This is a genomic window from Reyranella sp., assembly GCF_050185545.1.
Taxonomy (GTDB): domain Bacteria; phylum Pseudomonadota; class Alphaproteobacteria; order Reyranellales; family Reyranellaceae; genus Reyranella.
Map to the genome: position 1 here is coordinate 1 of NZ_JBFWZI010000046.1, position 23187 is coordinate 23187.

Genomic DNA, 23187 nt, shown 5'->3' on the forward strand with positions numbered 1-23187 from the left:
GGAGGTTCGTATGGCCGACGCACCCAACAGCTTCATGGACATGATCAAGAATCTGGGCGAGCAGCTCAAGGTCCCGTCGCTCGACATGTCGAAGATCGTGGAACATCACCAGAAGAACCTGGAGGCCATGACCAAGTCGTGGCAGGCGGTGGCTGGCGGGGCGACCGAGGTCGCCAAGAAGCAGCGCGAGATCTTCGACGAGGCGGTGAAAGACGTCACCACGATGGTTCAGCAGTACAAGCCCGCCGGCAGTCCCCAGGAGATCATGACCAAGCAGGCCGAATTCGCCAAGAAAGCGATGGAAGCTGCCATCACCAACACCCGAGACATCGCCGAGCTCGTGCAGAAGTCGAGCACCGAAGCCTTCCGGATCGTCCAGGAGCGGATGAAGGAGTCCTACGACGAGATCCGCGCCAGCGTGGAGAAGAGGTAAGGAATTCTTCTCCTCCCCCCTTCATACGGGGGAGGAAGAGCTACCCCCTTCGCCAGTCCGGATAGACTACGCTCTTCCAGCCCGAGCGGTCGAACTTCTTCCACCGGCCTTCCGGCTGGGCCAGGCGGTCGGCGATGGCGTAGACGGCGGCGGGATGATGGCCGAGGCCGCAATGACTGCCGTAAACCTCGATGTTCTCGACCTCGTCCCGCTCCTCGTTGACGCAGGTCTGCCAGGCGCAGATGCCGTCGGAGCGGCTGAAGATCGAGGTGGTCGGCACGGGCGGTGGATCGGCCAGCGCGCCGGCGATGTGGTTGTCGCGATCGTCGACACGTTGACCCGAGGCGAATTCGTAGACACGCCAGGCATTCGTCGCCTTGGGGCTGCCGGTGAAGGGGCTGCCGAGGCTGATCACGAGGCGTACCTTGTCGGGCAGGCGCTTGGCGAGCTGTCGCGCATAGATGCCGCCAAGGCTCCAGCCGACGAGGCTGAGCTTGCGGCCGCCGTGGCGGTCGTACAGCTCCTCGATGCGCTCCATCATCAACCGCTCGACACCCGGGCGCAGGCCGAGATTGCGGCCCTGATCCCAACCGTGGGCCGCGTAGCCCTGATTTTTCAGGAAGCTGCGCAGCGGCCGGGTCGACAGGTCGCTGGCGAGCAGGCCGGGAAAGACCAGCACCGGATGGCCGTCGCCGCGCGGCGTCGCGGCGAGCCACGGCCGCAACAGTATGAAGGCGCCGAGTTCCTGGACGGCGCGCCCCTCGAGCAGCAGGAGCGTCCGCGATGGGGGACTGAGCGCTTGGGCAGCGGCCGTCATATGATCTCCTCGTCGTCGTAATCAGACTCTCACATCTGGGTGTTCCACGGAAGCAGTTCAATTGCCGGGGGTGACTGCTCCAGGTTCCGCTGTCACGTCGAAGACATAGTTTGCACGGCAACGACGTCGCGCGCCGCGATCCAGTGTCCGGTCTGCCAAGATGGGCAGTTCAGATCAGAGCGAGGCACGCGAGCAGCCGGGCATTGCGAGAACGAACATTCCGTTCTCCAGGCGGCCTAGGCTACGTGCTGGTACCAGCGCGACTAATTGAACCGTCTGCAATCGGAGGTAGGAGAGGGACTGCCGACAAAACTATAGCATTGTCAAGGCGTTGTCGCTCAATTCTGACGAAGCGGTGCAGCGAACGGCTGAGCGATTCGACGGCTTTTCATTTGCCGTGCCCAAGGTTTCAGGGGACACTCCGAACGTTACTGGGGGCGTTCGTAAGGATGATTGTTTTCGAAGAATCGCACGGAGAAACCTGGACTATTCGCAGGGATCTCGCTCTCAGGATCGCGGGAACTCGTCCCGAAAACTACTACTACGGGCATCTGGCGGAACTCTTCCGCGAAGAGCTCGGCCTGGGTTCCACGGCGATGGTGAACTGGAACGCCGAAACAATAAAGAACGCCAAGTTCGTCATAATAGCCCATCCAGCCCGTGGCTCGGTGGAACCGAACGTTGGAGGAGAGTCGATCTTCTCCGATGTCGAGATCGCCTGTCTGGTCGAGTACGTCCGCAATGGAGGGGGGCTGCTCGTTATTGGCGAGTACAACATCGACATGTGGGAGAGCAACATCAACGGTGTCGTTCGGCCCTTGGGTTTGCAATTCAACAACGATTCGATTGCTCGTCCGCGTCCCGATCTGGAGTCCGTTCAGACCCGGCATTTTCCCCTCGTCGTTTCCTCCCAGCATGCGATATGCGACGACGTTTTCGAGATCACCTACCATCGCGGCTGTTCCCTCTCGCTGGCCCAGGACATCGACAGTGGCGTTGTTTCGCGCACCGTAATCTCGACGCCGGAAGGAGAATGCGTCTGTGCGGCGTCGACCGTTGGCAAAGGCCGTGTCGTGGCCATCGGGGATAGCGATCTCTTCTCGCTCGCCTATATCGGCCAGAGCGACAATGTTCGGCTGCTCCTCAATATCGCCAACTGGCTGTTACAACGGCCAAACAGGGATGTGGACAAAGGCAAGATCGCCGTCCTGCAGCGTGGCTCCGGTGTGTGGAACTTCCCGAAAGGTCGGGATCTTCGGGAGATCCCGGGCAACCATCTCTTTGGTCTGGAGATCGACAAGCCGGCATTCGACCGCGCAGTCGGCGGATTGCCCAATCCGTACGAGGCTCGCGAGGAGTTCCTGAGGGAGTGTGAATTTCGATTTCATACTCTGCCCGAGAAATTCCGGCGTGCGGTGATTGATTTCAAGCGCAACGGAAACGGCTTTGGAATACTGCACATCATGGGGCTTCCCCTCGATCCGGTGCTGCCTCCGACGCCGGGCAACAAGATTCCTCCAAGGCAAAAGGCGACGTTCTGGAGCGAAACCTGGCTGGGAATGGTCGGGCAGGCGCTCGGCGACCCGATAGGTTACAGCGTTCACCACGACGGAGAGATATTTCAGAACGTCTGCCCGATTGCCTCGGAGGAACGCGAGCCATCGGCCGGCAGTTCGAAAATATTCCTGGAGTGGCATACGGAGCAGGTGTTCCATCCGGAGCTTCCCGATTTTGTCGTGCTCCTGTGCCTGCGCAGCGACCACGAACAAAGTGCGATGACGGCGGTGGCCAGCGTCGCCAACGTTCTGGCGCATGTGCCCATATCGCTGCGGCAAATCCTGTTTCAACCGCGCTATCGAGCGGGGATCGACTATTCGTTCGGGGCAACGGGAAAGAGCCAGAGAGCCATCGGCGGCCCGAAGGTACCCTTGCTGTATGGCGGTGGCTACGATCCCTTCATGAAGTTCGATCTCGAGCAGACCCAGCCGATGGATCGCGATTCCGCGCGAGCCTTTACGCTGGTCAAGGAAACCGTGAAGCAGGTGTACAATTACGTAAAGCTCAACCCGGGAGAGATGCTCATTATCGACAATCGTCGGTCCATTCATGCGCGCTCGATATTCAATCCGCGCTATGATGGAACTGATCGGTGGCTTCAACGAATCTATGCGCGCCGCGATGTTGCGTCGATGGACGAGGAGAGGTATCGCAACGAACGAATAATCGACACGACCTTTTCCTTTGCCTAAGGGCTCGCGAGGACTGGCATGACCCCGACGATCGTGACGTATCCAGAAGGCGACGAGAGCGCTGCCTGCACGATCACGGCGCTGCCGGACCTGGTCGAGGGAGCGTGGTGCGTCGTGACGGATCGGACGCCCTTCCACCCCCTGGATCCGTGGTGGCCGGATCAGCCCGCCGATCGGGGAGAACTTGCCGTGGCCGGGAAGGCGAGAGTGCCTGTCGACACGGCCGTGCTCGTTGGCGTCGACGTGGCGAGTGGCGCCATGCGCCTCAATGCCGACAAGAGCATCAAGAGGGCCGATGCGGGTTGGCAGTGGAGTGTGGGGCACGTCGTCGGGCGGCAGGCCGTTCCAGAACTTCAAGCCGGGCAGTCGATCGAGCTGTTCGTGGATCACGCGTTTCGGAAGGCGATTGCTTGCGGGCACACGGGATGCCACGTGGCCGCCATCGCCCTCAATGCGGTAACGGCGAGCTATTGGGACAAGTCGATCCGTCTCGATTCCCTGGGCAATCCGGATACCGATCAGCAGCTGATCGACGAGTCCCGAATCGTCGAGTACGGCAGCGTCGATCGCTATCGCATCGGCAAGTCAGCCCGAAAGGCCGGCCTTGCCAGTGAGCGGTTCTGGGCCGATTTCGACGGTTTTGGCGCGGCGATCGAGCGGAGAGCCAATGAGATCATCGCTGACATTCGCCGGATCAGCGTCGAGCCCGTCGGAACCAGCTTTCGCGAGCGCAGGATGTGGAAGGCCAGCCTGGGGGATCGCACCTTGGAGATGCCGTGCGGCGGGGTGCATACCGCGGACCCGACAACGCTCCTGCCGATGTCGATCCGCCTGGAGCGGCTGGGCGCGGATGAATTCCAGATGAAGACCTTTGTCCCGGGGGCGTGATCTTGCTTGGTCGAAGCACCAAAGATTGATCTCACCCTGAGGAGCGTCTCGCAGGACTCCCTTTCTGTCGTCCCGAGCGCCGCGAAGGACCTCACCGCCATGTACCCCAAGTGTGCTTTGAACCTTCCGGCGATGAGATCCTTCGCTGCGCGCAGGATGACAAGAAGTGTATGCGCCCTCGGACAGGTCGCTCAGTCGCGGAGCATCGACTTCCCAAGCTCCTTTGCCGCATCGACGAGATAGTCGCCGAGCAGGGCGACATCGGGCACCGCCCGCCGATCTGCGGTCAGGCCGAAGTTCAGCGCATCCATGTAGCTCTGCACGGTGATGTTGAGAGCAGCGCCATGCGCCGGAATCGACACCGGATGAAGGGCCGTCACCTTGGCGCCGGCGCAATAGAGCGGCATGGGCGGACCGGGCACGTTGGAGATGGTGACATTCATCGGCATCGGCAGACGGTCGGCGAGCCCGCTGCGGCCGTAAACCAGCATGACGAGCTGCAGCAGGATCGGAGCTCCGACGAAAGCGAAATCCTGAGGAACGGCGTCGCGAAAAGTGCCGGCGAGCTGCTTGGACTCGGAGGAGGACTTCACGATCGCGCGCAGCCGTTCGGCCGGATCGGCGATATCGGTCGCGATCTGGCAGAGCATGCCGGAGACTTGGTTGTTCTGTCGCGTGTCGCCGGGCTCGCGCAGGCTGATCGGCACGCCGGCAATCAACGGCTTCTCCGGGAGCTGGCTCTTCTCCTGCAAATAGCGGCGCAGCGCGCCGGCGCAGATCGCCATGACCACGTCATTGAGCTTGGCGCCGCTTGCCTTGCCGATCGCCTTGGCGTCGCTGAGCGAGATCGTGCGCGCGGCGTAGCTGCGCTCGCGCGTGATGGTGGCATTGAACGGGGTCTTGGGGGCGTTCAGCGTCGGCAGCTGGCTGACCAGACTCTGCAGCGTGCTGAGCGCCTTCGGCGTCTCGCCGGGCCTGGCGAGGAAGGCGTTGGTCATCGCGTTGACGATGTCCGGTGCGGCCTGCCACAGGCGGGCCTGCTGGCGCATCATGTTGCTCATGATGTCGGTAACGCCCTTCAGCGGGTCGACTGCCGTGGGTGAGCTCGGCGCGGGCTTGGCCGTGGCCGGTCGGGGCGGTGGCGGCGCGACCTCGCGCGGCGTCGGTGTCACGTCGTAGAGAGCCTTGTTGATCGCCATGCCGGCGCCGCCGTCGATCGCGGCGTGGTGGACCTTCGAGTACAGAACGCCCTGGCCATTCTCCAGTCCGGAGATGACATAGAACTGCCAGAGCGGCCGGCTGCGGTCGAGCGTGTTGGCGTGCAGGCGCCCGATGACTTCCTCGAGCTGGGCCTCCGTCCCCGGTGCGGGCAGCGTCGTCTCGCGCAGGTGGTAGTCGAGGTCGATCTCGTCGGCATCGACCCAGCCCGGATGGTCGAGGTCGTAGAGCGACGGTGCGAGGCGCTTGGAGAAGATCGGAATGGTGTGGAGACGGCCTTCGAAGAACCGCCGGAAGTGCTGGTAGAAGCTGCCTTCGAAGGCTTCGGGGAGCTGGAAATAGGTGAGGCCCGCCACGTGCATGGGGGTCTCCGGCGTCTCGAGGTAGAGAAACGACGCATCAATGCCCGAAAGCTGCTGGTCCATGGCGTTCCTCCCGAAGGACGACCCAACGTCGGCCGGCCCGTCTTGCTTGATCGGAGCCTAATCTATTGATTAACAATGATAAACGAGATTTTTTCTCGCGCCGCACAAAATCATGTTGCAATGCAGCATGACCATCCCATATACGCCCCATCCGTAAGTCATTCAGCCGTTTTTCAACCTGAGCAGGAATCAACCATGACCACGACCAATGCCGCCATCGACAGCGTCATCGAGCACGCCAACGAAACCACCAAGGCCGCCGGCGAGCGCGTCCGCGAGCTGGCCCAGATCGGCGTCCGCAAGGCGACCGAGAGCTTCGAGCAGATCAACAAGGCCGCCCAGACGGCGTCGGCTGAGCTCAACACCCAATTCACCCAGGCGCGCGACGGTGCGACCCGGATCAGCCTGAAGGCCCTCGAGGTCGCCAAGGAAGATGCCGATGCCGGCTTCGCCGCGATGCGCGACCTGATCGCCGCCAAGACGCCGATCGAGGCGTTCGACATCACCGCCAGGTACTGGCGCGGCCGCCTCGAGACCCGCATCGCCCAGGCCCAGGATCTCGGCGCCTACATGCGCAAGGCCGCCGACGATGTCGTCCGCCCGGTCCAGGAGCGTATCGAGAAGTTCACCAAGGCCGTCGCCTGATCGCCCGTTTCAGCAGTGGCGTGTGTAGGGCCCGTCCGCAAGGACGGGCCTTTTTGATTGTTCAGGTCATGCTCCACCGGACCGCGGGCGTCCCGCCCGCTCATGATTCATCGGGCGGGACGCCCGCGGTCCACCGAAGAGCATGAGCGGGCGGAACGCCCGCGGTCCGGAAGAGCATGACCTCAGCGCTTCACGAACTCCGGCAGCTTGTGCGCCGTCACGGGCGGCGCCGGACCGTCGAACCGCTCGATCTCGACCAGGCAGGTCTGGGCGATGCAGCCCTGGCTGAGCTTGGAGGCGCCGATGTCGAGCGTGAGCGCGTTGGGATTGCCGTGCTTCTCCAGCGGCTCGTTCGAGCCGGCATCGGACGGGTCGAACCAAGCGCCGGTCGACAGCCGCACGACGCCGCGCCGGATCCGGTCTGAAACTCTTGCTGCCGACAGGCAGGCGCCGCGATCGTTGAACACGCGCACGAGGTCGCCCTCGGCGATGCCGCGGGCGGCGGCATCGGCAGGGTGGAGGGTGACCGGCTGGCGACCCTTGACCTTGGTGGCGTGCGCATGCGGGCTGTGGTCGAGCTGGCTGTGCAGCTTGTCGGCCGGCTGGTCCGACAGCATGTGCAAGGGATAGCGTTCGGCCTGCCTCGAGCCGAGCCATTCGGCGGGCTCCAGCCATACCGCGTGGCCGGGACAGTCGTCGTAACCGAACGATGCGATCGTCTCCGAGAAGATCTCGATCTTGCCCGACGGCGTACGCAGGGGATGCTTCGCGGGGTCGGCGCGAAAGCGCGCCAGCATCACCGGCTCGCGGTTCTCCCCCTCGGCCTCGGCGAGGCCGGCCTGCCAGAACGAGTCGAACGACGGGAGCGTCACGCCGACTTCGGCTGACCTGGCGCGCGACAGTCCGTAGAGATGTCTTAGCCAGGCCATGGTGTTGCGGCCTTCGGTGAAGGCATCGCCGGCGTCCAGGCGCCGCGCCAGCTCGGCGAAGATCGCGTAGTCGTCGCGCGCTTCGCCGACCGGCTCGCGCGCCTTCTTCATCGCGATCAGGAACGGCTCTCGGCTGCCGTATCCGATGTCGTCGCGCTCGAGGCTGGTCGTGGCCGGCAGCACGATGTCGGCCATGCGCGCCGCCGGCGTCCAGAACTGTTCGTGGAAGATGATGGTCTCGGGCTTGCGCCAGGCAACCCGCAGGCGATTCAGGTCCTGGTGATGATGGAAGGGATTTCCGCCTGCCCAGTAGACCAGCCGGATATCGGGATAGACGAGGGTCCGGCCGTTGTAGGGAATCTTGCCACCGGGCTCGAGCAGCATGTCGGTGAAGCGCGCCACCGGGATGAAGTCACTGACCGCGTTGGTGCCTTGCGGCAGCGTCGGCCCCGAGTACCGGGGATTCGCGCTGCCCATCAGGTTGGAGGGACCATAGCCGACGCCGAATCCGCCGCCCGGCAAGCCGATCTGGCCCAGCATGCAGGCCAGCGTCACCAGCGCCCAGAACGGCTGCTCGCCATGGTGACTGCGCTGCAGCGACCAGTTGATGCTGACCATCGTGCGGTTTGCGGCCATCTCCCGGGCAAGGCGGACGATGCGCGCTGCCGGGATGCCGGTGATCCCTTCCGCCCAGTCGGCGTCCTTGCCGGCGAGCGACGGCGCGAATCTCTCGAAGCCCACCGTGCAGCGATCGAGGAACTCGCGATCGTGCAGGTTCTCGGCCAGCAACGTGTGGCAGAGCCCCAGGATCAATGCGGTGTCGGTGTTGGGCCGGATGGCCAGCCATTCGACCTCGCCGCCGGTGTCGAGGTCGTCGGCGGTTGGCGTCACGTTCACGAACCGCACGCCGCTTTCGCGCAGACCGTAGAGGCCGCGCTTGACGCGATGGCGGGTGGCGCCGCCGGCGTTGATCTGGCTGTTCTTGTGCGGCACGCCGCCGAACGTGACGAACAGCCTGCAATGCTCGGCCAGCACGTCCCAGCTCGTGTGCAGGGACATCAGCTCGTCCATCGGCGCGACGATGTGCGGCATCAGCACGCGCGCCGCGCCGAGGCTGTAGGAATCCTGATGGCGCACGTAGCCGCCGATCGAATTGAGAAAGCGATGGACCTGGCTCTGCGCATGATGGAAGCGGCCAGCGCTCGACCAGCCGTACGATCCGCCGAAGATCGCCCGGTTGAACCAGATGCGCCTGACGCGGGCCAGCTCGCCGGCAACGAGATCGAGCGCCTCGTCCCACGGAATCTCGACGAATGGATCCTGCCCCCGCCGCTCCGGGTTGGCGCCCGGGCCCTTGTCGAGCCAGCTCCGGCGCACCGCCGGCCGGCGCACGCGCAGGCGGGTCACCTCGTCCGACAGCATGTGCAGGCCGATCGGAGAAGGGTCGGGATCGTTGGAGAAAGGATGGAGACGAACCGCCCTGCCGGCGTCGTCATACTCGACCTCGTAGACGCCCCAGTGGGCGGCCGTGAGGGTACGCTGATGGGTCATTGAGAGGAGGCGGCCTTTGCGATGGAGAGAAACTTGTCGACGTCGTCGAAGCTGGTGTCGAAGGCGGTGACGAGACGGAATGCGCGTTCCCCGGGACGGTCCGAAGGCCAGGGATGGTATTGCGCGCCGGCCTTCTGCAGCGCGTCGTGCACGCGAGTCGGCAGGATGACGAAGATTTCGTTGGCATTGACGGGATAGAGCAGCTGGGTGCCCTTGAGCGGCGTGAGACCGGCGACCAGCCGGCGGGCCGTGGCGTTGGCATGCTGGGCGTTGGCGAGCCACAGGCCATCCGTCAGGTAGGCTTCCAGCTGGGCCGACAGCAGCCGCATCTTCGACAATTGATGTCCACCCCGCGTGCGACGGAACAGGAATTCGCGTGCCAGGGCCGGATCGAAAAACACCACCGCTTCGGCGCTGAGGGCGCCATTCTTGGTCGCCCCGAAGCTCAGCACGTCGACGCCGGCCTGCCACGACAGCTCGGCGGCCGAGCAGCCGACGAACGCCAGGGCATTTGCGAACCTCGCGCCGTCCATGTGCAGCTTGAGACCGTGACGATGCGTGGAGGTGGCGATCGCGGCAATCTCGACCGGATCGTAGACCGTGCCGCACTCCGTGGCCTGGCTGATGCTGACGGCAGACGGCTGCGGATGGCGCACCACGCCGTACACCGGTTGCGCCAGGGCGTCCGCCAGCCGCCGTGAATCGAGCTTGCCGGCGGGACCGTCGATCGGGCGGAGCTGGGCGCCGCCGGTGAAGAACTCGGTTGCGTTGGCCTCGTCGCCCATGATGTGGGCTTGCGGGTGGCAGTAGATGGCGCCCCACGACGGCGTGCAGCAGGCGAGCGAGAGCACATTGGCGGCCGTGCCGGTGGCCACGGGGTAGGCGACCAGATCAGGCTTCTCGAAGAGCTCGCGCAGTCGACGCTCGAGCCGCAGGGTCCATTCGTCGGCCCCGTAGGAATGGGCACTGCCGCTCGAGAAGGCGGTCGACACGGCTTCTATGATGCTGGGATGCGCGCCGCTCTCGTTGTCGCTGCGAAAGTTCATGATTGTTCCTCGGGGCGGCGCGTCAGGGCCTCGATCCGGTTGCCGTCGGGGTCGCGCACAAAGGCGGCGTAGTAGTTGGTGATCGACAGGTGGTCGATCATCGTTAGCGGGCCACGCCCGGCGGGAAGTCGACGGTGCCGAGCAGCGTGCCATTGCGCGGGTCGACGATGTAGGCGGCGGAGGGGCCGCCTGGCGTCTCGACATGAACCACCAGGCGGTCGCCGGCCGCCGTCATCGACACCACCCGCGCACCTGACGGCAGGGCGATGCGTTCGCTGAAGACGCCGGAGGCTGGCGATCGTCCGGCGTTGGGCGTAGACATCCGGCGGGCGATCTCGGCCGCAATGACGATGAAGCCCGCCACGATCAGCAGGCCCATCACGATGACCAGCACTTTCAGCCAGAGCGGTGCGTAGGCCTGAGCAGGGGACGCCAAGAAAACTCCATGAGCGACGCCGGCCGCCACCTCGTGACCGTCGATGACAGCACCGCCGGCGAACGGCTCGACCGCGCCCTGGCGGTGGCCCTGCCGACCCTCACGCGCAGCCGCGTGAAGGCGCTGATCGAAAGCCGCCACGTGGCGCTGGCGGATGGCCCGACGATAGAAGAGCCCTCCCGCAAGGTCAAAACAGGCGAGCGATTTATCGTCGATGTGCCCGAGGCCGAGCCGGCCGAGCCGCGACCACAGGCGATCGATCTCGACATCCTGTTCGAGGACGACGACCTGGTGGTCCTGAACAAGCCGCCCGGCCTGGTTGTGCATCCGGCTCCAGGCAATCCGGACAACACGCTGGTCAATGCCCTGCTGGCTCATTGCGGGGCGAGCCTGTCGGGCATCGGAGGCGTTCGCCGGCCAGGGATCGTCCATCGGCTCGACAAGGACACGTCGGGCGTGATGGTGGTGGCCAAGAACGATGCGACCCATCACGGCCTGGCCGCGCTGTTCGCCCGGCACGACCTGACCCGGATCTATCGAGCGGTGGTATGGGGCGCGCCGCCGGCAAAGGCAGGCACCGTGGAGGCTGCGATCGGACGGCATCCGGTGGACCGCAAGCGCATGGCCGTGCGCCGGTCCGGGGGACGGGCCGCCCGGACCGACTACTGGGTCGAGCGCCGCTTTGGCCCCGCTCTTGCGCCCCTGGCCAGCCTGGTCGGGGCGAGGCTCTGGACAGGACGCACCCACCAGGTGCGTGTCCATCTCGCCCATCTCGGCTGCCCTGTCGTGGGCGACCCGGTTTATGGCCGACGATCCCGCAACGTGGCTGCGCCGCCCTCGTTGTCGGCATTCCAGCGTCAGGCCTTGCATGCCGCGGTGCTGGAATTCCGGCACCCACGGACCGGGAGGGAGATGAAGTTCGCCTCAGAAATGCCGCAAGACATGCAGAGGGTGGTGTCCGACCTGAACAGCGTTAAGTGATAAGCTTTAGTATCCGAGAGTATTAGTCGGATTTTCTTGACCAGCCGATCATCCGACTATTAGACTCAACTTTAGCAGTCGATGGGCGAGAGTGCTAAACGCTCGTTCATCTTTAGTCCTTGAAAGGGGGAGCCTCATGGGTGCTACCGCCAATCTTCCCGCCCTGCCGTCCTCGCTGACGCCCGAGGGCAACCTCAGCCGCTATCTGCAGGAGATCCGCAAATTTCCTCTGCTCGAGCCGCAGGAGGAGTTCATGCTCGCCAAGGCGTGGCGTGAACATGGGGATTCGAAGGCCGCCCACAAGCTGGTGACCAGCCATTTGCGCCTCGTGGCCAAGATCGCCATGGGCTATCGCGGCTACGGCCTGCCGGTCGCCGAGCTGATCTCCGAGGGCAATGTCGGCATGATGCAGGCGGTCAAGCGCTTCGACCCGGACCGCGGCTTCCGCTTGGCGACCTATGCCATGTGGTGGATCCGCGCCTCGATCCAGGAATACATCCTGCATAGCTGGTCGCTGGTGAAGATGGGCACTACGGCGGCGCAGAAGAAGCTGTTCTTCAACCTGCGCAAGCTCAAGGGCCAGATGCAGGCGATCGAGGAGGGCGACCTGTCTCCCGAGCAGGTCAGCAAGATCGCCACCCGCCTCGGCGTCCCCGAGGAGGAGGTGGTCAACATGAATCGCCGCCTGTCGGCGCCCGATTCCTCGCTCAATGCCCCGGTCAAGGCCGAGGGCGACATGGAATGGCAGGACTGGCTGGTGGACGACAGCCCCAACCAAGAGGCGCGGCTGGCGGAGAGCCAGGAACTCGGCCAGCGCAAGCACATGCTCGCTGCCGCCCTGAAGCAGCTGACCGACCGCGAGCGTCACATCATCGTCGAGCGCCGCCTGATCGACGAGCCAAAGACGCTGGAGGACCTGTCGTCCAAGTACGGCATCAGCCGCGAGCGGGTGCGCCAGATCGAGGTGCGCGCCTTCGACAAGCTGCAGAAGGCGATGAAGAACATGGTGGTCGAGGCGGCCACCCAGTCCTCGACGCGGCGCCTCGGCAAGGCGGCCGCCGCTCAGCCGGCCTAGGACTGGGCCAGGGCTCGATAGCCGATCCGCCGGAAGAAGCGGTCGATCTCGGCTGCCGCCCGATCCGGCGTCTCGTAGTGAACGAAGTGGCCGGCATCCTCCGCGATGCCGGCCTCGACGTTTTCGAAGTACTCTCCGACCACGTCGATCCAGTCGCAGCGCAGCACCGGGTCGTGGCGGCCCCACAGGACGCGGGCCGGTTGCCCGATCCTCGGCGGCTTGGGGGCCGTGCCAGCCATCACGGCGAGGCGGCCGGCGTTCTGCGAGACGTACCAGTTGAAGCCGCCCTGCAGGTTGCCCGGCCGCATGAAATTGTCGACCCAGCGCTCCAGCACGCCGTCGAAGGCGGTCTTATCGTGCGCCCAGTGCTTCAGGAAATGGCCGATATAGGCCCGGCAGGCGCCGCGTGACGCGCCGACGAGGGCCGGGGCGAACGGCATCTGGTGGAAGGTCTGGTACCAGATCTCGTTGATCTGTCGCGGCTCGCGAAAGCGAGCGCCGACGCCGTGGGTGGCGCAGTTGAAGAAGAACAGCCCGGCCACCCGATCGGGGTGGTCGAGGGCGAGGCGCTGCATGACGAAGGCGCCGACATCGTGACCGACGAAGCCCGCCTGGGCGATGCCGAGCCTGTCCATCAGGACTGCGATGTCGTCGGCCAGGACATCGGCGCCCGCCTGGTCGGTACGCCCCGGCATCGGATTGCCGCTTTCGCCGAAGCCCCTGAAGTCGGGCGCGATCAGGCGGTAGCGATTGCCGAGACGATCGAACATCGGCTCCCAGGTGGCCCAGAACTCCGGCCAGCCGTGCAACAGGAGGAGGGGTGGTCCGTCGCCGCGCTGGACGACGTGCGTCGCGAAACCGCGAGTCTCGACGAAGGTGTGTGTGATGTCCTGCATGACTAGACTGTCTCACAACGAGCAGGAGGAGCCCATGGCAGACGCCATCCTTTACGAGGTGCCGGGCGCCGGCATCGCGCGCATCATCCTCAACCGGCCGGAAACAAGGAACGCGCAGGACACGGCCTTCCTGTATGCGCTGAACGAAGCGTTCGACCGGGCGGCGCACGACGACGCGGTGAAGGTCATCGTGCTGTCGGCCAACGGGCCGCACTTCTCGTCGGGCCACGACCTGCGCGAGGCCGACGGCCACGGCAACATGCGCAAGCACGAGACGGTGGGCACGTGGTCGGGCTTCGGCAAGGCCGGTGCGGAGGCCCAGTACGCCCGCGAGCAGGAGATCTACATCGGCTTCTGCGAGCGCTGGCGCAACATCCCCAAGCCGACGATGGCGCTGGTGCAGGGCAAGGTGATCGCCGGCGGTCTGATGCTGATATGGCCGTGCGACCTGATCGTTGCTTCCGAGGACGCCGAGTTCCTCGACCACACGGTCGCCATGGGCGTGGGCGGGGCGGAGTTCTTCGCCCATCCCTGGGAGATGGGCGTGCGCAAGGCCAAGGAATTCCTGTTCACTGCCGACTGGATCAGCGCGGCGGAGGCGCATCGCCTGGGCATGGTCAACCACGTGGTGCCGCGCGCCGAGCTGGAGACCTTCGGTCTGGCGATGGCCGAGCGGATCGCCAGCAAGCCGCTGTTCGCGCTGAAGCTCGTCAAGCAGGCGGTGAACGCCGCGCAGGACGCCCAAGGCCGCGTCAGCGCCATGCAGACCTCGTTCGCCCTCCATCATCTGGCGCACGCGCACAACATGCTGGCCCACGGCCGGCTCATCGACCCGACCGGCCTGATGCCGGCGATCAAGAAGCGCGAGCAGGCGGCGGAGTGATTTTCAAATCCTCCCCAGCTTCGCTGGGGAGGTGTCGACGTAATCGCCGACGGAGGGGCATGGTCTTCCTTGGACCGCGGGCGTCCGCCCGCTCATGCTCATGAACCATGAGCGGGCGGGACGCTCGCGGTCCGGAAGAGCATGACGCCAAGCTCCCGCCCCAAGCCTGCTTGAGGCCGGCATGAGCAGTTCTCGGCGATTGGCGGCATCAGGTCTCATGACGCCTGCTGGTCGATCCGGTATTTTGCCGGCACCATGAACGCCCAGAACATCGCCATTGTCGGCGCCACCGGCGCGGTTGGAGTAGAGATCCTCCGCGTCCTCGAGCGACGGAACTTTCCCGTCGCTTCCCTCCGGCTGCTTGCATCCCCGCGTTCGGTCGGCAAAACCCTCGAGTTCAGGGGTAAGGCCCACCCGGTCGAGGAACTGACGGCCGCCGCGTTCAAAGGGATCGACATCGCCTTCTTCAGCGCCGGCGCCACCCGGTCGCGCGAGTTCGTGCCGGCGGCCAAGGCGGCCGGCGCCGTCGTGGTCGACAACTCGTCGGCCTTCCGCATGGATCCCGCCGTGCCGTTGGTCGTGCCCGAGGTGAACCCGGGCGACCTCGCCCATCATGGTGGCGTGATCGCCAACCCCAACTGCACTGCCGCCATCCTGGCGACGGCGGTCTGGCCGATCCATCAGGCGGCCGGCATCCGCAAGATCGTGGTGGCGACCTATCAATCGGCCTCGGGCGCCGGCGCCCAGGCCATGCAGGAGCTCGAGGACCAGGTGCGCGACTACGCGGCGGGCAGGCAGATCGGGCGCAAGGTGTTTCCGCACCAGATCGCCTTCAACCTGTTCTCGCACAACACCAGGATCGGCGAGAACGGCTACAATGAAGAAGAGAACAAGGTCATCGAGGAGATGCGGAAGATGTTCCATATGCCGCATCTGCCGATCGTGCCGACCTGCATCCGCGTGCCGGTGCTGCGCGCGCACTCCGAAGCCATTACGCTCGAGCTCGACAAGCCGCTGTCGCCCGCCGAGGCGCGCGACATCCTGGCGCGAGCACCCGGCGTCAAGCTGGTCGACGACCCGGCCGCCAACCACTTCCCCATGCCGCTCGAGGCGAGCGGCGATCTCGACGTCCATGTCGGGCGCATCCGGCGCGATCTCTCCAACCCCAACGGCCTGGTTCTGTTCGTGGCGGGCGACCAGCTGCTCAAGGGAGCGGCCTGGAACGCCGTCCAGATCGCCGAGGAGCTCGCCAAGCCCAAGGCGATGGCGGCGGAATAGCGCCAATTCCCAAGTCGGCCAGGCAAATTTCGCTTGGCCGATCCTCGGTGCGAGGAATCGAGACAGGAGACGCAGGCTCTCTATAGTTCCCGGTCGAATAACCGAGGAACCGCCATGTCGAGCCGCGTACCGCCCCCGTCCACCAGCAGTGTCGGCAATGGCGCGCTGCTCGCGAGCCCCGTCGAACGGGCGCGCGCTGTGCAGGCAATTCTCGACGCGCATGGGCCCGAGATGGACCGCCAGCGAGAGCTGACGCCGGAGGTCGTGGACGCGCTGGCCGAACAGGATCTGCTGCGCATGCTTCTGCCGCGCAGCATGGGCGGGCAGGAAGTCGACCTGGTCGACTACTGCAAGGCCAACGAGGCGATTGCCTGGGCCGATGCCAGCACCGGCTGGTTCGTCAACCAGTCCAACGTCTCGGCGGCCTCCTCGGCGGCGGCGATGCCCCACGAGGCGGCGGCGAAGATCTTTGCCGGCTCGCGGGCCGGCCTGGCGTGGGGCGCCCGGCACAACAACAGCACCGCGATCCGGGTCGAGGGCGGCTACCGCCTGACCGGCACATGGAGCTTCGCCAGCGGCGGCCGGCATACGACCTGGCTCGGCGCGCACAGCGCCGTGCAGAATCCCGACGGCACGCCGCACATGCGCTACGGCAGACCGGACGACCGCAGCTTCCTGTTCCTGCGCTCCGAGGCAAAGATCATCGACGACTGGCAGGTGCTCGGCCTGCGCGGCACCGGCAGCGACAGCTATTCGGTGACCGACCTTTTCGTGCCCGATGCGCATGCCCCGGCGCGCGACATCGCCGAAGAGCGGCGCGAGCACGGGCCGATCTATCCGATCGGCTCGACGCTCCTTTATGCCTGCGGCTTCTGCAGCGTCACCATCGGCGTGGCCCGGCGGATGCTCGACACCTACATCGAGCTGGCACGCGGCCGCCACAGCCGGGCCTCTGTCCAGGCGATGGCCAGGAACCATGCCGTTCAGCGCGAGGTCGGCCTGCTCGAGGCCCGGCTTTCCTCGGTCCGCGCCTTCCTTCACGAGGCGGCAGGCCAGGCCTATGCGGCGTCGGCGGCCGGCACCCTCGATCTCGACCGGCGCATGCGCCTGCGGCTCGCCACGACGCACGGCATGAACGAGGCGACGGAGGTGTCGATCGCCTGCTATCGCGGCGCCGGCACGGCGGCGATCATGAATTCCGCGCCGTTCGAGCGGCGCCTGCGCGACGCGGTGAGCGCCAGCCAGCACCTCCAGGCGATGCTGCCCATGGTCGAGATGGTCGGTCGCCATCTGATCGGTACGGAGAACGTCGTCCAGTTCGTATAACGGGGTCCGGCCAGTTGGACACCTTGAGCCGCGTCACGATCGGCACGGAGAACGTGGTCCAGTTCGTATAACGGCTTTTTTTTGGCCGTCGGCGCGAAGATTTCTTCAGGCGGGCTGCGTCTGATCCTTGGTTCCGGTCGGCACTCCTGTCAAACTCCGTGGTGCTGTCGATGGGCGCTGTGGCCTGTCGGGGAAACCGCCGGCTCTAGAGGGGAGCGGGACCCGCGCTTGCATTGGGGGAATAGGATGATCCGAACGTTTGCTGCTGCCGTCGTGGGCCTCGTTCTGGGTGCCCAGGCGGCATGGGCCGATTTGATTCCCGGCTCCAAGAACAACATTGCCGGCTGGGATATCGGTGCGTACACGCGCGGCAACAAGTTTTCCCATTGCGCGATGTCGACGCTCTATCGCAGCGGCATCACCATGGTGTTCTCCGTCTCCGGCGACTACACGTGGCGCGTCGGCTGGGCACATGACTCGTGGCAGTTCAGCAAGGGGCAGAGCGTGCCGGTCGACATCTACGTCGACAATGTCGGGCCGATTTCCTTGCGTGCCAACGCGGTCACGGAGAAGCTGGCCCTGGCCGAGCTGCCGCCCAAGGCCGCCCTTTTCCACCTGTTGCGGCGCGGCAACCGGATGACGGTCCGGGCCGGCGGCACCAACTACGCCTTCAATCTGGACGGCACCTATGCCGCGCTCACCGAGACGCTGGCCTGCGCCGAACGCTACGAGGCAATCGCCTCGTCGTCGCCGACGTCGCCCATGCCCCGGCAGCAGACCGCGCCGCCGCCGCAACCCGAGCGGAACGCCCGCGGCAGCACGGCCGAGGAGCGACTCGAGGCGACCAAGATCGTCGCCAACATCCTGTCGCACGGCGAGCTGAGCAATTTCCGCATCCTGACCGCGCGGGAAATCGCCGAAATGAAGTCGAGCTACCTGTCGAGCTCCGACGTCGTGTGGCGCGGCGAAGGCGTCATCGGCACGCTGCGCATCATCGCCTCGTCGGCAAATGCCTCGGCGCGGCAGATCGCGGCGGCGGTCGTGTCCGACGACACCAAGAACTGCAAGGGGCAATCGGTCTCGGGCTCGACCAAGGACGTGAAGAACCCCGAGGTCGTGCGCGTCTTCACCGGCTGCCAGGACGGCGACGCCGCCTACCAATTCTACTACACGATCGTGCCGCTCGACGATGGCGCGTTCTACCTGTTCGCCACGGCGTCCAAGGCCGCCACCGGCGGCAAGAGCGAAGGCGCCAAGGTCGAGGCCATGCTGCGGGACGCCGTGTTCGACGTGATGGGGCGGTAGCAGACTGACTCATCGTCTTCCGGACCGCGGGCGCTGGGAGCGCGCCACTCCGATGGCGCTCATGGGATGTGTAGTCATCAAGAAGAGCGCCATCGGAGTGGCGCGCTCCCAGCCCATGACTCGTTCTTTCGGCAAAGTTTAGCGCCCTATGAGTGGCGCGCCCCCAGCGCTCGCGGTCCCGAAGAGCATGACGCTGTTCGGGAATCAGCCGTCGCGGACCCGTCACCCCGTCGGCGCGCCACCGGCGGGCAGGGCCTGGGCGACTTCTATCGCCTCGCTCGCGTCGGCGTAGATCTCCTCGCGGATGACCCGCTCGGTGACCTCGTCGAGGAAGACGCGCAGCGCGCGGTTGAGCTCGGTGAACTCGGGCCACAGCACTTGGTCGATGAAGCCGCGTGGGACCCGCAGCACCACGGTCGTGAGACGCTGACGGCGATAGCGGTAGGGCTTGAGGCCGTAGCGCCGGCAAAGCGCGACGAACAGCCGGCGCGACCATTGATCGGGCATCGAAAACTGCATCTCGATCGGCGTATCGCGCCGTTCGAGCTCTGCCAGCCGCGCCTGAACGCGCGTCCGTGCGGCATCCGCAGCCATGCGCTCGCCGGCCGTTCCGGCGCCGGCGAACAAGGCTTCGATCTTGCGCAGACGGTCGCGCAGCTCGGCTTCGTTCGTCATCGTGCCGTCAGCTCCTGATCATCACCTCGATCAGGCTCGGGCCATCCTTCCTGGCGAGCGCCGTGTCGAGCGCCGCATCGAAGCCCGCGACGGTGTCGACGCGCTCGGCACTGACGCCGAAGCCCCGGGCGATCTGCGTCACGTTCATCTTCGGGTCCTTGAAGTCCATGCCGATCGGCTTGTCGTTGCCGTGGAACAGCTTCAGGCGGTTCTTGAGGATCTGATAGCCCTCGTTGTTGGCGATCACGAAGATCACCGGCAGCTTCTGGTTGGCCGCGCTCCACAGCGCCGTGATCGAGTACATGGCGCTGCCGTCGCCGATCACGGCAATCACGCGCCGCCTGGGCAGCGCGATCTGGACGCCGACCGCCGCGGCGATGCCCCAGCCGATGCCGCCGCTGACATTGCCGAAGAAGCTGTTGCGGTCGCGGAACGGGAAGTACATCGGCAGGGTCGCGGCGGCGGTGATGCCCTCGTCGACGATGACCGCGTCGTCGGGCAGCTTCTCGCAGAGCCGCATCATCGCCCACTCGGCGGCCAGCGGCTTCTCGGTCGGGGCGGCGAGCCTGGCCTTGCGGTTGGCGCGCTGGGCGCTCCAGTTGCGCTTGGCGATCTCGGCCATCGCCGTCTTGGCGCGCGCTTCGAGAGCGCTGCCGCCCAGCTTCCTCAGGAGCGGCACCAGGGCCTTCAGCGTCTCCTTCACGTCGGCGCGGAGCGCGATCTCGGCCGGAAAGTTCTTGCCCATCTCCCAGTCGCGCAGCCCGATCATCGCCACGGCCGTGGTCTCGGGCAGCGGCTCGATGGCGCTCCACACCGACATCTTGAGCACGTCGGAGCCGACGCACAGCATGAGGTCGAACTCGCCGAGCACGCCGCGCACGTATTTCTGGTCGCGATTCAGCGCGCCGAGATAGGCCGGATGCTTGGACCGGAAGTGCGCGCCCCAGGCCACGGTCTGCTGCAGCACCGGCGCGCCCAGCGCCTCGGCCAGCGCCTCCGCCTCGGCGAAGGCGTCCGACGTGGCGATCTCGTGCCCGGCCAGGATGACGGGCTTCTTGGCCGACAGCAGGCGCCGGGCGAGGTGCTCGAGCGCGCCGTCGCTCGGGCGCACGGCCGTGTCGACTCGCGTCGGTGCGCCCATGTCGACCGCGGCTTCGTTGTTCAGGATGTCGCCGGGCAGGGAGATGAACACCGGCCCGGTCGGCGCCGTGGTCGCGACCTTGGCAGCGCGCCGAATGATGCGCGGCAGGTCCTCGATGCGGTTGACCTCGGTGGCCCACTTCACGACCGGCTGGGCGATCGGCACCAGGGGGGCGTACAGCAGGGGCTCGGTGAGGCCGTGGCCCTGCTCCTGCTGGCCGGCAGTCACGATCATCGGCGTGCCCGACATCAGGGCGGTGTAGATCGAGCCGATGGCGTTGCCGAGACCGGGCGCCACGTGGACGTTGCACGACACCAGCTTGCCCGAGGCACGGGCGTAGCCGTCGGCCATGGCGATGACCACGGCCTCCTGCAGCCCCAGCACGTAGCCCATCTCGGGCGCCGAGGAGAGCGCGTGCATGATCGGCAGCTCGGTCGTGCCGGGGTTGCCGAACATCTTGCTTACGCCCTCGTCCTGGAGCACGCGCATGAAGGCGTCGCGGCCGGTGATGGTGTTGGTGACTCGGCTGTCAGGCATCGGATGTGTTCCTCCCTGGCGGCAGGGTAGCCTGCCGCGAAGAGGCATGAAATGATCGGCTCACCGCGATGCGAAAAGAAGATCTCGAATCGAAGATGACGACACTGCCGTGCTGGCACGGGCCGGTGTCGTTCGAGCCGCTGAAGGGCGGGCTGACCAACATTTCCTACGTCGTCACCGACCGGGACGAAAAATTCGTCGTGCGCTTTGGCGCCGACATTCCGGTGCATCACGTCTTTCGCGAGCGCGAGCGGGCCGCGTCGGTCGCCGCGTTCGAGGCCGGCCTGTCCCCGGAGATCGTCCATGGCGGGGCAGGCGTCACGGTGATGCGATTCATCGACGGCCGCACCTTCGAGGAGGCCGACCTGCGCGCCAATGTCGGCCGGCTGGCCGCCCTGCTGAAGGAAACGCACACGCGGGTCGGCAGGCTGGTGCGCGGGCCGGCCGGCGCCTTCTGGGTGTTCCATGTCATACGCGACTACGTGCACCTGCTCGGGGCAGACCGGCGCTACATCGACTGGGCCAACCGGCTGGAGCAGGCCCAGGTGCCGCTGCCGATCGTGTTCGGTCACCATGATCTGCTGCCCGGCAACCTGATGGACGACGGCACGCGGCTGTGGCTGATCGATTGGGAGTACGGCGCCTTCGGCACCGCCCTGTTCGATCTCGCCAACCTCTCGTCCAACGGCGATTTCGGTCCAGCCGAGGATGCGGCGCTGCTCGAGAAATATTTCGGCACCGTTGACGCGCCGCTGCGCCGCGCCTTCGCCGCCATGAAAGCCGCCAGCGCGCTGCGCGAGGCGCTATGGGCCATGACGTCCGACGTTCACCTGCGGACCGAGGGCGTCGACTACCAGTCGCACGCCCGCACCTATCTCGCCCGCTTCGACGCGGCGACGGCAGGTCTGGATATTGGCTGAGCACGCGTGGCCTGCGGCAATTGTACCAAGAGCGGCGAAGGCGCAGCCATGGTCGGCCATCATGACCGGGCTGGCCTGCTCGAGGATGCGCCGTCGAAGTCCTGGAATGCCGCGCATCCGTCGCGCGGCTGCCGTCCCGATGCGCCGAAGAGCAGCGGCGGCGCTGGCCTGCTCTACTGCTTCGCCGCGAACTGACAGCTCGCCTCCGCCGGGGGCATCTCCCGTTCGCGCCCCGGAACGGCGACGGGGCAGCGCAGGCAATCGCCATGGCATCGGAGTATCCTCCCGGAAAGCTTTCATCCGGGAGGATCGCCATGGACGGATCGAGGCAGGCCGCTGCGGTCGACTACGGCAGTGAGGAAGCTGCCATGCGGGTCTATCTGCGCGAGGGCGAGCAGCGGGCGGCGACGCTGGGCAACCGCGGCCCGATCCGCTTCATGCCGGACGGCGCGCTTCATCCCGACATTCGCGAAGCCTACTGGCGCTGCGGCTTCTATGTCTTCGAAGGCGTGCTGAAGGCCGACGAACTCGGCGACCTCGAGCGCGATCTGCACGACATCCTCGATCGCCTGCCCGCCGAGCGCGGTGCGGCTCTCGACGCCAAGGGCCGGCCCGCGCTGGCCGCCGACTGCACGGCGCCCACGCTGCTCTGGTCCAAGCCGCTTGGCGATCCGTTCGGCGGCACGACGCTCGCCAACGGCCGTCATCCGGTGAAGATGTTCGAGCCCAAGGCGGCCGACGATGCGCCCGGGGAGGTCGTCTACCTGATCCTGGGGTCGCTGCAATTCTCCGAGGCGGCGCTGCGCGTCTACGGCCATCCGCAGCTGCTCGCCGTCGCCGCGGCGATCAACGGTCCGGACTTCACGCCGTTCAACGAGGCGCTGTTCATCAAGGAGCCGGGCCGCGGCGCCTCGGTGGCCTGGCACCAGGACGGCGTCACGCACTGGGACAGCCCGTCGTGGGACGAGGGCTCGCACGGCTTCAACTTCATGGGCCAGCTCTACGGCTGCACGGCGGCCAACGGCGTATGGGTGGTGCCGGGCTCGCACAAGCGCGGCCGGATCGACATCCGCGCGCTGGTCGACGCGGCAGGCAGCGAGCGGCTGCCCGATGCCGTGCCGATCATCGCCCGGCCGGGCGACGTCGCCATCACCAACCGCCAGGCGCTGCACGGTTCGTTCGCCAACACCAGCCGCGACTGGCGCGTCACCGTGAACATGGGCTTCCATCGCCGGCGGTCGGTGCTGGGCGTTCACGGCGGCGGCGTGCACAACAAGGCCGCGGTCTACGACGAGGCGCGCATCCGCGAGCGCGCCCGTCTGATCGGCTACGCCATCGACGCGCGCCGCCAGCGCTTTCCCGACGAGACGCCGTTCGTCTATCAGCCGCATGCCGAGGCCGGCCTCGGCTATCGCTGGGACGCCGCGGCCAAGGCGGACATCAAGGACTACAACCTGCTCGATCTCAGCATTTGAATCATGTCATTTGGACCGCGGGCGTCCCGCCCGCGCAAGATGATGAGCGGGCGGGACG

20 protein-coding genes and 1 pseudogene are annotated in these 23187 nt (G+C 66.1%); 13 read left to right on the forward strand and 8 right to left on the reverse strand.

What is annotated here, in order from left to right:
- The coding region (locus AB7O82_RS14975) for a phasin family protein (RefSeq protein ID WP_428619696.1) at positions 1–433 on the forward strand (433 nt) is incomplete at its 5' end.
- Positions 434–473: 40 nt separating this feature from the next.
- On the opposite strand, the gene AB7O82_RS14980 is transcribed toward AB7O82_RS14975, so the two are convergent.
- Positions 474–1250 (reverse strand): esterase/lipase family protein, encoded by a 777-nt coding sequence (locus AB7O82_RS14980; protein ID WP_428543203.1) that lies wholly within the window; start codon positions 1248–1250, stop codon positions 474–476.
- A 449-nt stretch (positions 1251–1699) separates the two neighbouring features.
- On the opposite strand from AB7O82_RS14980, the gene AB7O82_RS14985 reads away from it, so the two are divergent.
- Positions 1700–3499, forward strand: a complete 1800-nt coding sequence (locus AB7O82_RS14985) for a TauD/TfdA family dioxygenase (protein WP_428543201.1) — start codon at positions 1700–1702, stop codon at positions 3497–3499.
- 18 nt (positions 3500–3517) lie between these two features.
- Positions 3518–4387, forward strand: a complete 870-nt coding sequence (locus AB7O82_RS14990) for a hypothetical protein (protein WP_428543199.1) — start codon at positions 3518–3520, stop codon at positions 4385–4387.
- 191 nt (positions 4388–4578) lie between these two features.
- Here the strand turns inward: AB7O82_RS14990 and AB7O82_RS14995 are convergent, their stop codons facing one another.
- The gene (locus AB7O82_RS14995; RefSeq protein ID WP_428543197.1) at positions 4579–6030 is read right to left on the reverse strand and encodes a WS/DGAT/MGAT family O-acyltransferase; all 1452 of its coding nucleotides are present in this window, start codon (positions 6028–6030) and stop codon (positions 4579–4581) included.
- A 195-nt stretch (positions 6031–6225) separates the two neighbouring features.
- Here AB7O82_RS14995 and AB7O82_RS15000 point away from each other — a divergent pair, with 195 nt between their 5' ends.
- A complete protein-coding gene (locus AB7O82_RS15000; RefSeq protein ID WP_428543195.1) occupies positions 6226–6675 on the forward strand; it encodes a phasin family protein in 450 nt (149 codons plus the stop codon).
- A 182-nt stretch (positions 6676–6857) separates the two neighbouring features.
- Here the strand turns inward: AB7O82_RS15000 and AB7O82_RS15005 are convergent, their stop codons facing one another.
- From AB7O82_RS15005 to AB7O82_RS15015, 3 genes are all read right to left on the reverse strand, one after another.
- On the reverse strand, positions 6858–9155 hold the full coding sequence (locus tag AB7O82_RS15005; protein WP_428543193.1) for a molybdopterin-dependent oxidoreductase: 2298 nt from the start codon (positions 9153–9155) through the stop codon (positions 6858–6860).
- Positions 9152–10201, reverse strand: coding sequence for a threonine aldolase family protein (locus AB7O82_RS15010; RefSeq protein WP_428543191.1), 1050 nt, complete (start codon positions 10199–10201; stop codon positions 9152–9154). Before AB7O82_RS15010 ends, AB7O82_RS15005 begins: the two co-directional genes overlap by 4 nt.
- A 103-nt stretch (positions 10202–10304) precedes the next feature.
- Entirely contained in the window at positions 10305–10637 is a 333-nt protein-coding gene (locus tag AB7O82_RS15015; protein ID WP_428543189.1) for a DUF6476 family protein, read from the reverse strand.
- A 9-nt stretch (positions 10638–10646) separates the two neighbouring features.
- Between AB7O82_RS15015 and AB7O82_RS15020 the strand changes: the two genes are divergently transcribed.
- A complete protein-coding gene (locus tag AB7O82_RS15020) occupies positions 10647–11618 on the forward strand; it encodes an RluA family pseudouridine synthase (protein WP_428543187.1) in 972 nt (323 codons plus the stop codon).
- A 136-nt stretch (positions 11619–11754) separates the two neighbouring features.
- Positions 11755–12693, forward strand: a complete 939-nt coding sequence (gene rpoH / locus AB7O82_RS15025) for an RNA polymerase sigma factor RpoH (RefSeq protein WP_428543185.1) — start codon at positions 11755–11757, stop codon at positions 12691–12693.
- On the opposite strand, the gene AB7O82_RS15030 is transcribed toward rpoH, so the two are convergent.
- Positions 12690–13589, reverse strand: coding sequence for an alpha/beta fold hydrolase (locus AB7O82_RS15030; RefSeq protein WP_428543183.1), 900 nt, complete (start codon positions 13587–13589; stop codon positions 12690–12692). The two genes, rpoH and AB7O82_RS15030, sit on opposite strands and share 4 nt — an antisense overlap.
- A gap of 34 nt (positions 13590–13623) precedes the next feature.
- On the opposite strand from AB7O82_RS15030, the gene AB7O82_RS15035 reads away from it, so the two are divergent.
- From AB7O82_RS15035 to AB7O82_RS15050, 4 genes are all read left to right on the forward strand, one after another.
- Positions 13624–14472: an enoyl-CoA hydratase gene (locus AB7O82_RS15035; RefSeq protein ID WP_428543181.1), complete on the forward strand. Its 849-nt coding sequence runs from the start codon at positions 13624–13626 to the stop codon at positions 14470–14472.
- A gap of 255 nt (positions 14473–14727) precedes the next feature.
- Positions 14728–15750, forward strand: a complete 1023-nt coding sequence (locus AB7O82_RS15040) for an aspartate-semialdehyde dehydrogenase (RefSeq protein WP_428619698.1) — start codon at positions 14728–14730, stop codon at positions 15748–15750.
- Positions 15751–15864: 114 nt separating this feature from the next.
- Complete coding sequence (locus AB7O82_RS15045) at positions 15865–17076, forward strand: acyl-CoA dehydrogenase family protein (RefSeq protein WP_428553705.1); 1212 nt, start codon at positions 15865–15867, stop codon at positions 17074–17076.
- A gap of 246 nt (positions 17077–17322) precedes the next feature.
- Positions 17323–18381, forward strand: a complete 1059-nt coding sequence (locus AB7O82_RS15050; RefSeq protein ID WP_428553708.1) for a hypothetical protein — start codon at positions 17323–17325, stop codon at positions 18379–18381.
- 222 nt (positions 18382–18603) lie between these two features.
- On the opposite strand, the gene AB7O82_RS15055 is transcribed toward AB7O82_RS15050, so the two are convergent.
- Together AB7O82_RS15055 and AB7O82_RS15060 are read right to left on the reverse strand one after the other, a co-directional pair.
- Positions 18604–19056, reverse strand: coding sequence for a hypothetical protein (locus tag AB7O82_RS15055; protein ID WP_428553710.1), 453 nt, complete (start codon positions 19054–19056; stop codon positions 18604–18606).
- A 7-nt stretch (positions 19057–19063) separates the two neighbouring features.
- Positions 19064–20734 carry a thiamine pyrophosphate-binding protein gene (locus tag AB7O82_RS15060; protein ID WP_428619701.1) on the reverse strand — a complete coding sequence of 557 codons (1671 nt, stop codon included), beginning with the start codon at positions 20732–20734 and terminating at the stop codon, positions 19064–19066.
- 95 nt (positions 20735–20829) lie between these two features.
- Between AB7O82_RS15060 and AB7O82_RS15065 the strand changes: the two genes are divergently transcribed.
- The 3 genes and pseudogenes from AB7O82_RS15065 to AB7O82_RS15075 all read left to right on the forward strand — a co-directional run bounded on the left by AB7O82_RS15065 (position 20830) and on the right by AB7O82_RS15075 (position 23129).
- Positions 20830–21654, forward strand: coding sequence for a phosphotransferase (locus AB7O82_RS15065; protein WP_428553714.1), 825 nt, complete (start codon positions 20830–20832; stop codon positions 21652–21654).
- Between the two features lie 12 nt (positions 21655–21666).
- Positions 21667–21849 (forward strand): annotated as a pseudogene (locus AB7O82_RS15070) (hypothetical protein); the annotation flags it as partial.
- Positions 21850–21968: 119 nt separating this feature from the next.
- Positions 21969–23129 carry a phytanoyl-CoA dioxygenase family protein gene (locus AB7O82_RS15075; protein WP_428619703.1) on the forward strand — a complete coding sequence of 387 codons (1161 nt, stop codon included), beginning with the start codon at positions 21969–21971 and terminating at the stop codon, positions 23127–23129.
- Positions 23130–23187: the final 58 nt, after the last annotated feature.

Excerpts from the sequence above, each read along its gene's own strand:
- AB7O82_RS14980 (WP_428543203.1), bottom strand. The coding sequence starts at position 1,250 with ATGACGGCCGCTGCCCAAGCGCTCAGTCCCCCATCGCGGACGCTCCTG.
- AB7O82_RS14985 (WP_428543201.1), top strand. The coding sequence starts at position 1,700 with ATGATTGTTTTCGAAGAATCGCACGGAGAAACCTGGACTATTCGCAGG.
- AB7O82_RS14990 (WP_428543199.1), top strand. The coding sequence starts at position 3,518 with ATGACCCCGACGATCGTGACGTATCCAGAAGGCGACGAGAGCGCTGCC.
- AB7O82_RS14995 (WP_428543197.1), bottom strand. The coding sequence starts at position 6,030 with ATGGACCAGCAGCTTTCGGGCATTGATGCGTCGTTTCTCTACCTCGAG.
- AB7O82_RS15000 (WP_428543195.1), top strand. The coding sequence starts at position 6,226 with ATGACCACGACCAATGCCGCCATCGACAGCGTCATCGAGCACGCCAAC.
- AB7O82_RS15005 (WP_428543193.1), bottom strand. The coding sequence starts at position 9,155 with ATGACCCATCAGCGTACCCTCACGGCCGCCCACTGGGGCGTCTACGAG.
- AB7O82_RS15010 (WP_428543191.1), bottom strand. The coding sequence starts at position 10,201 with ATGAACTTTCGCAGCGACAACGAGAGCGGCGCGCATCCCAGCATCATA.
- AB7O82_RS15020 (WP_428543187.1), top strand. The coding sequence starts at position 10,647 with ATGAGCGACGCCGGCCGCCACCTCGTGACCGTCGATGACAGCACCGCC.
- rpoH (WP_428543185.1), top strand. The coding sequence starts at position 11,755 with ATGGGTGCTACCGCCAATCTTCCCGCCCTGCCGTCCTCGCTGACGCCC.
- AB7O82_RS15030 (WP_428543183.1), bottom strand. The coding sequence starts at position 13,589 with ATGCAGGACATCACACACACCTTCGTCGAGACTCGCGGTTTCGCGACG.
- AB7O82_RS15035 (WP_428543181.1), top strand. The coding sequence starts at position 13,624 with ATGGCAGACGCCATCCTTTACGAGGTGCCGGGCGCCGGCATCGCGCGC.
- AB7O82_RS15040 (WP_428619698.1), top strand. The coding sequence starts at position 14,728 with ATGAACGCCCAGAACATCGCCATTGTCGGCGCCACCGGCGCGGTTGGA.
- AB7O82_RS15045 (WP_428553705.1), top strand. The coding sequence starts at position 15,865 with ATGTCGAGCCGCGTACCGCCCCCGTCCACCAGCAGTGTCGGCAATGGC.
- AB7O82_RS15050 (WP_428553708.1), top strand. The coding sequence starts at position 17,323 with ATGATCCGAACGTTTGCTGCTGCCGTCGTGGGCCTCGTTCTGGGTGCC.
- AB7O82_RS15055 (WP_428553710.1), bottom strand. The coding sequence starts at position 19,056 with ATGACGAACGAAGCCGAGCTGCGCGACCGTCTGCGCAAGATCGAAGCC.
- AB7O82_RS15060 (WP_428619701.1), bottom strand. The coding sequence starts at position 20,734 with ATGCCTGACAGCCGAGTCACCAACACCATCACCGGCCGCGACGCCTTC.
- AB7O82_RS15065 (WP_428553714.1), top strand. The coding sequence starts at position 20,830 with ATGACGACACTGCCGTGCTGGCACGGGCCGGTGTCGTTCGAGCCGCTG.
- AB7O82_RS15075 (WP_428619703.1), top strand. The coding sequence starts at position 21,969 with ATGGACGGATCGAGGCAGGCCGCTGCGGTCGACTACGGCAGTGAGGAA.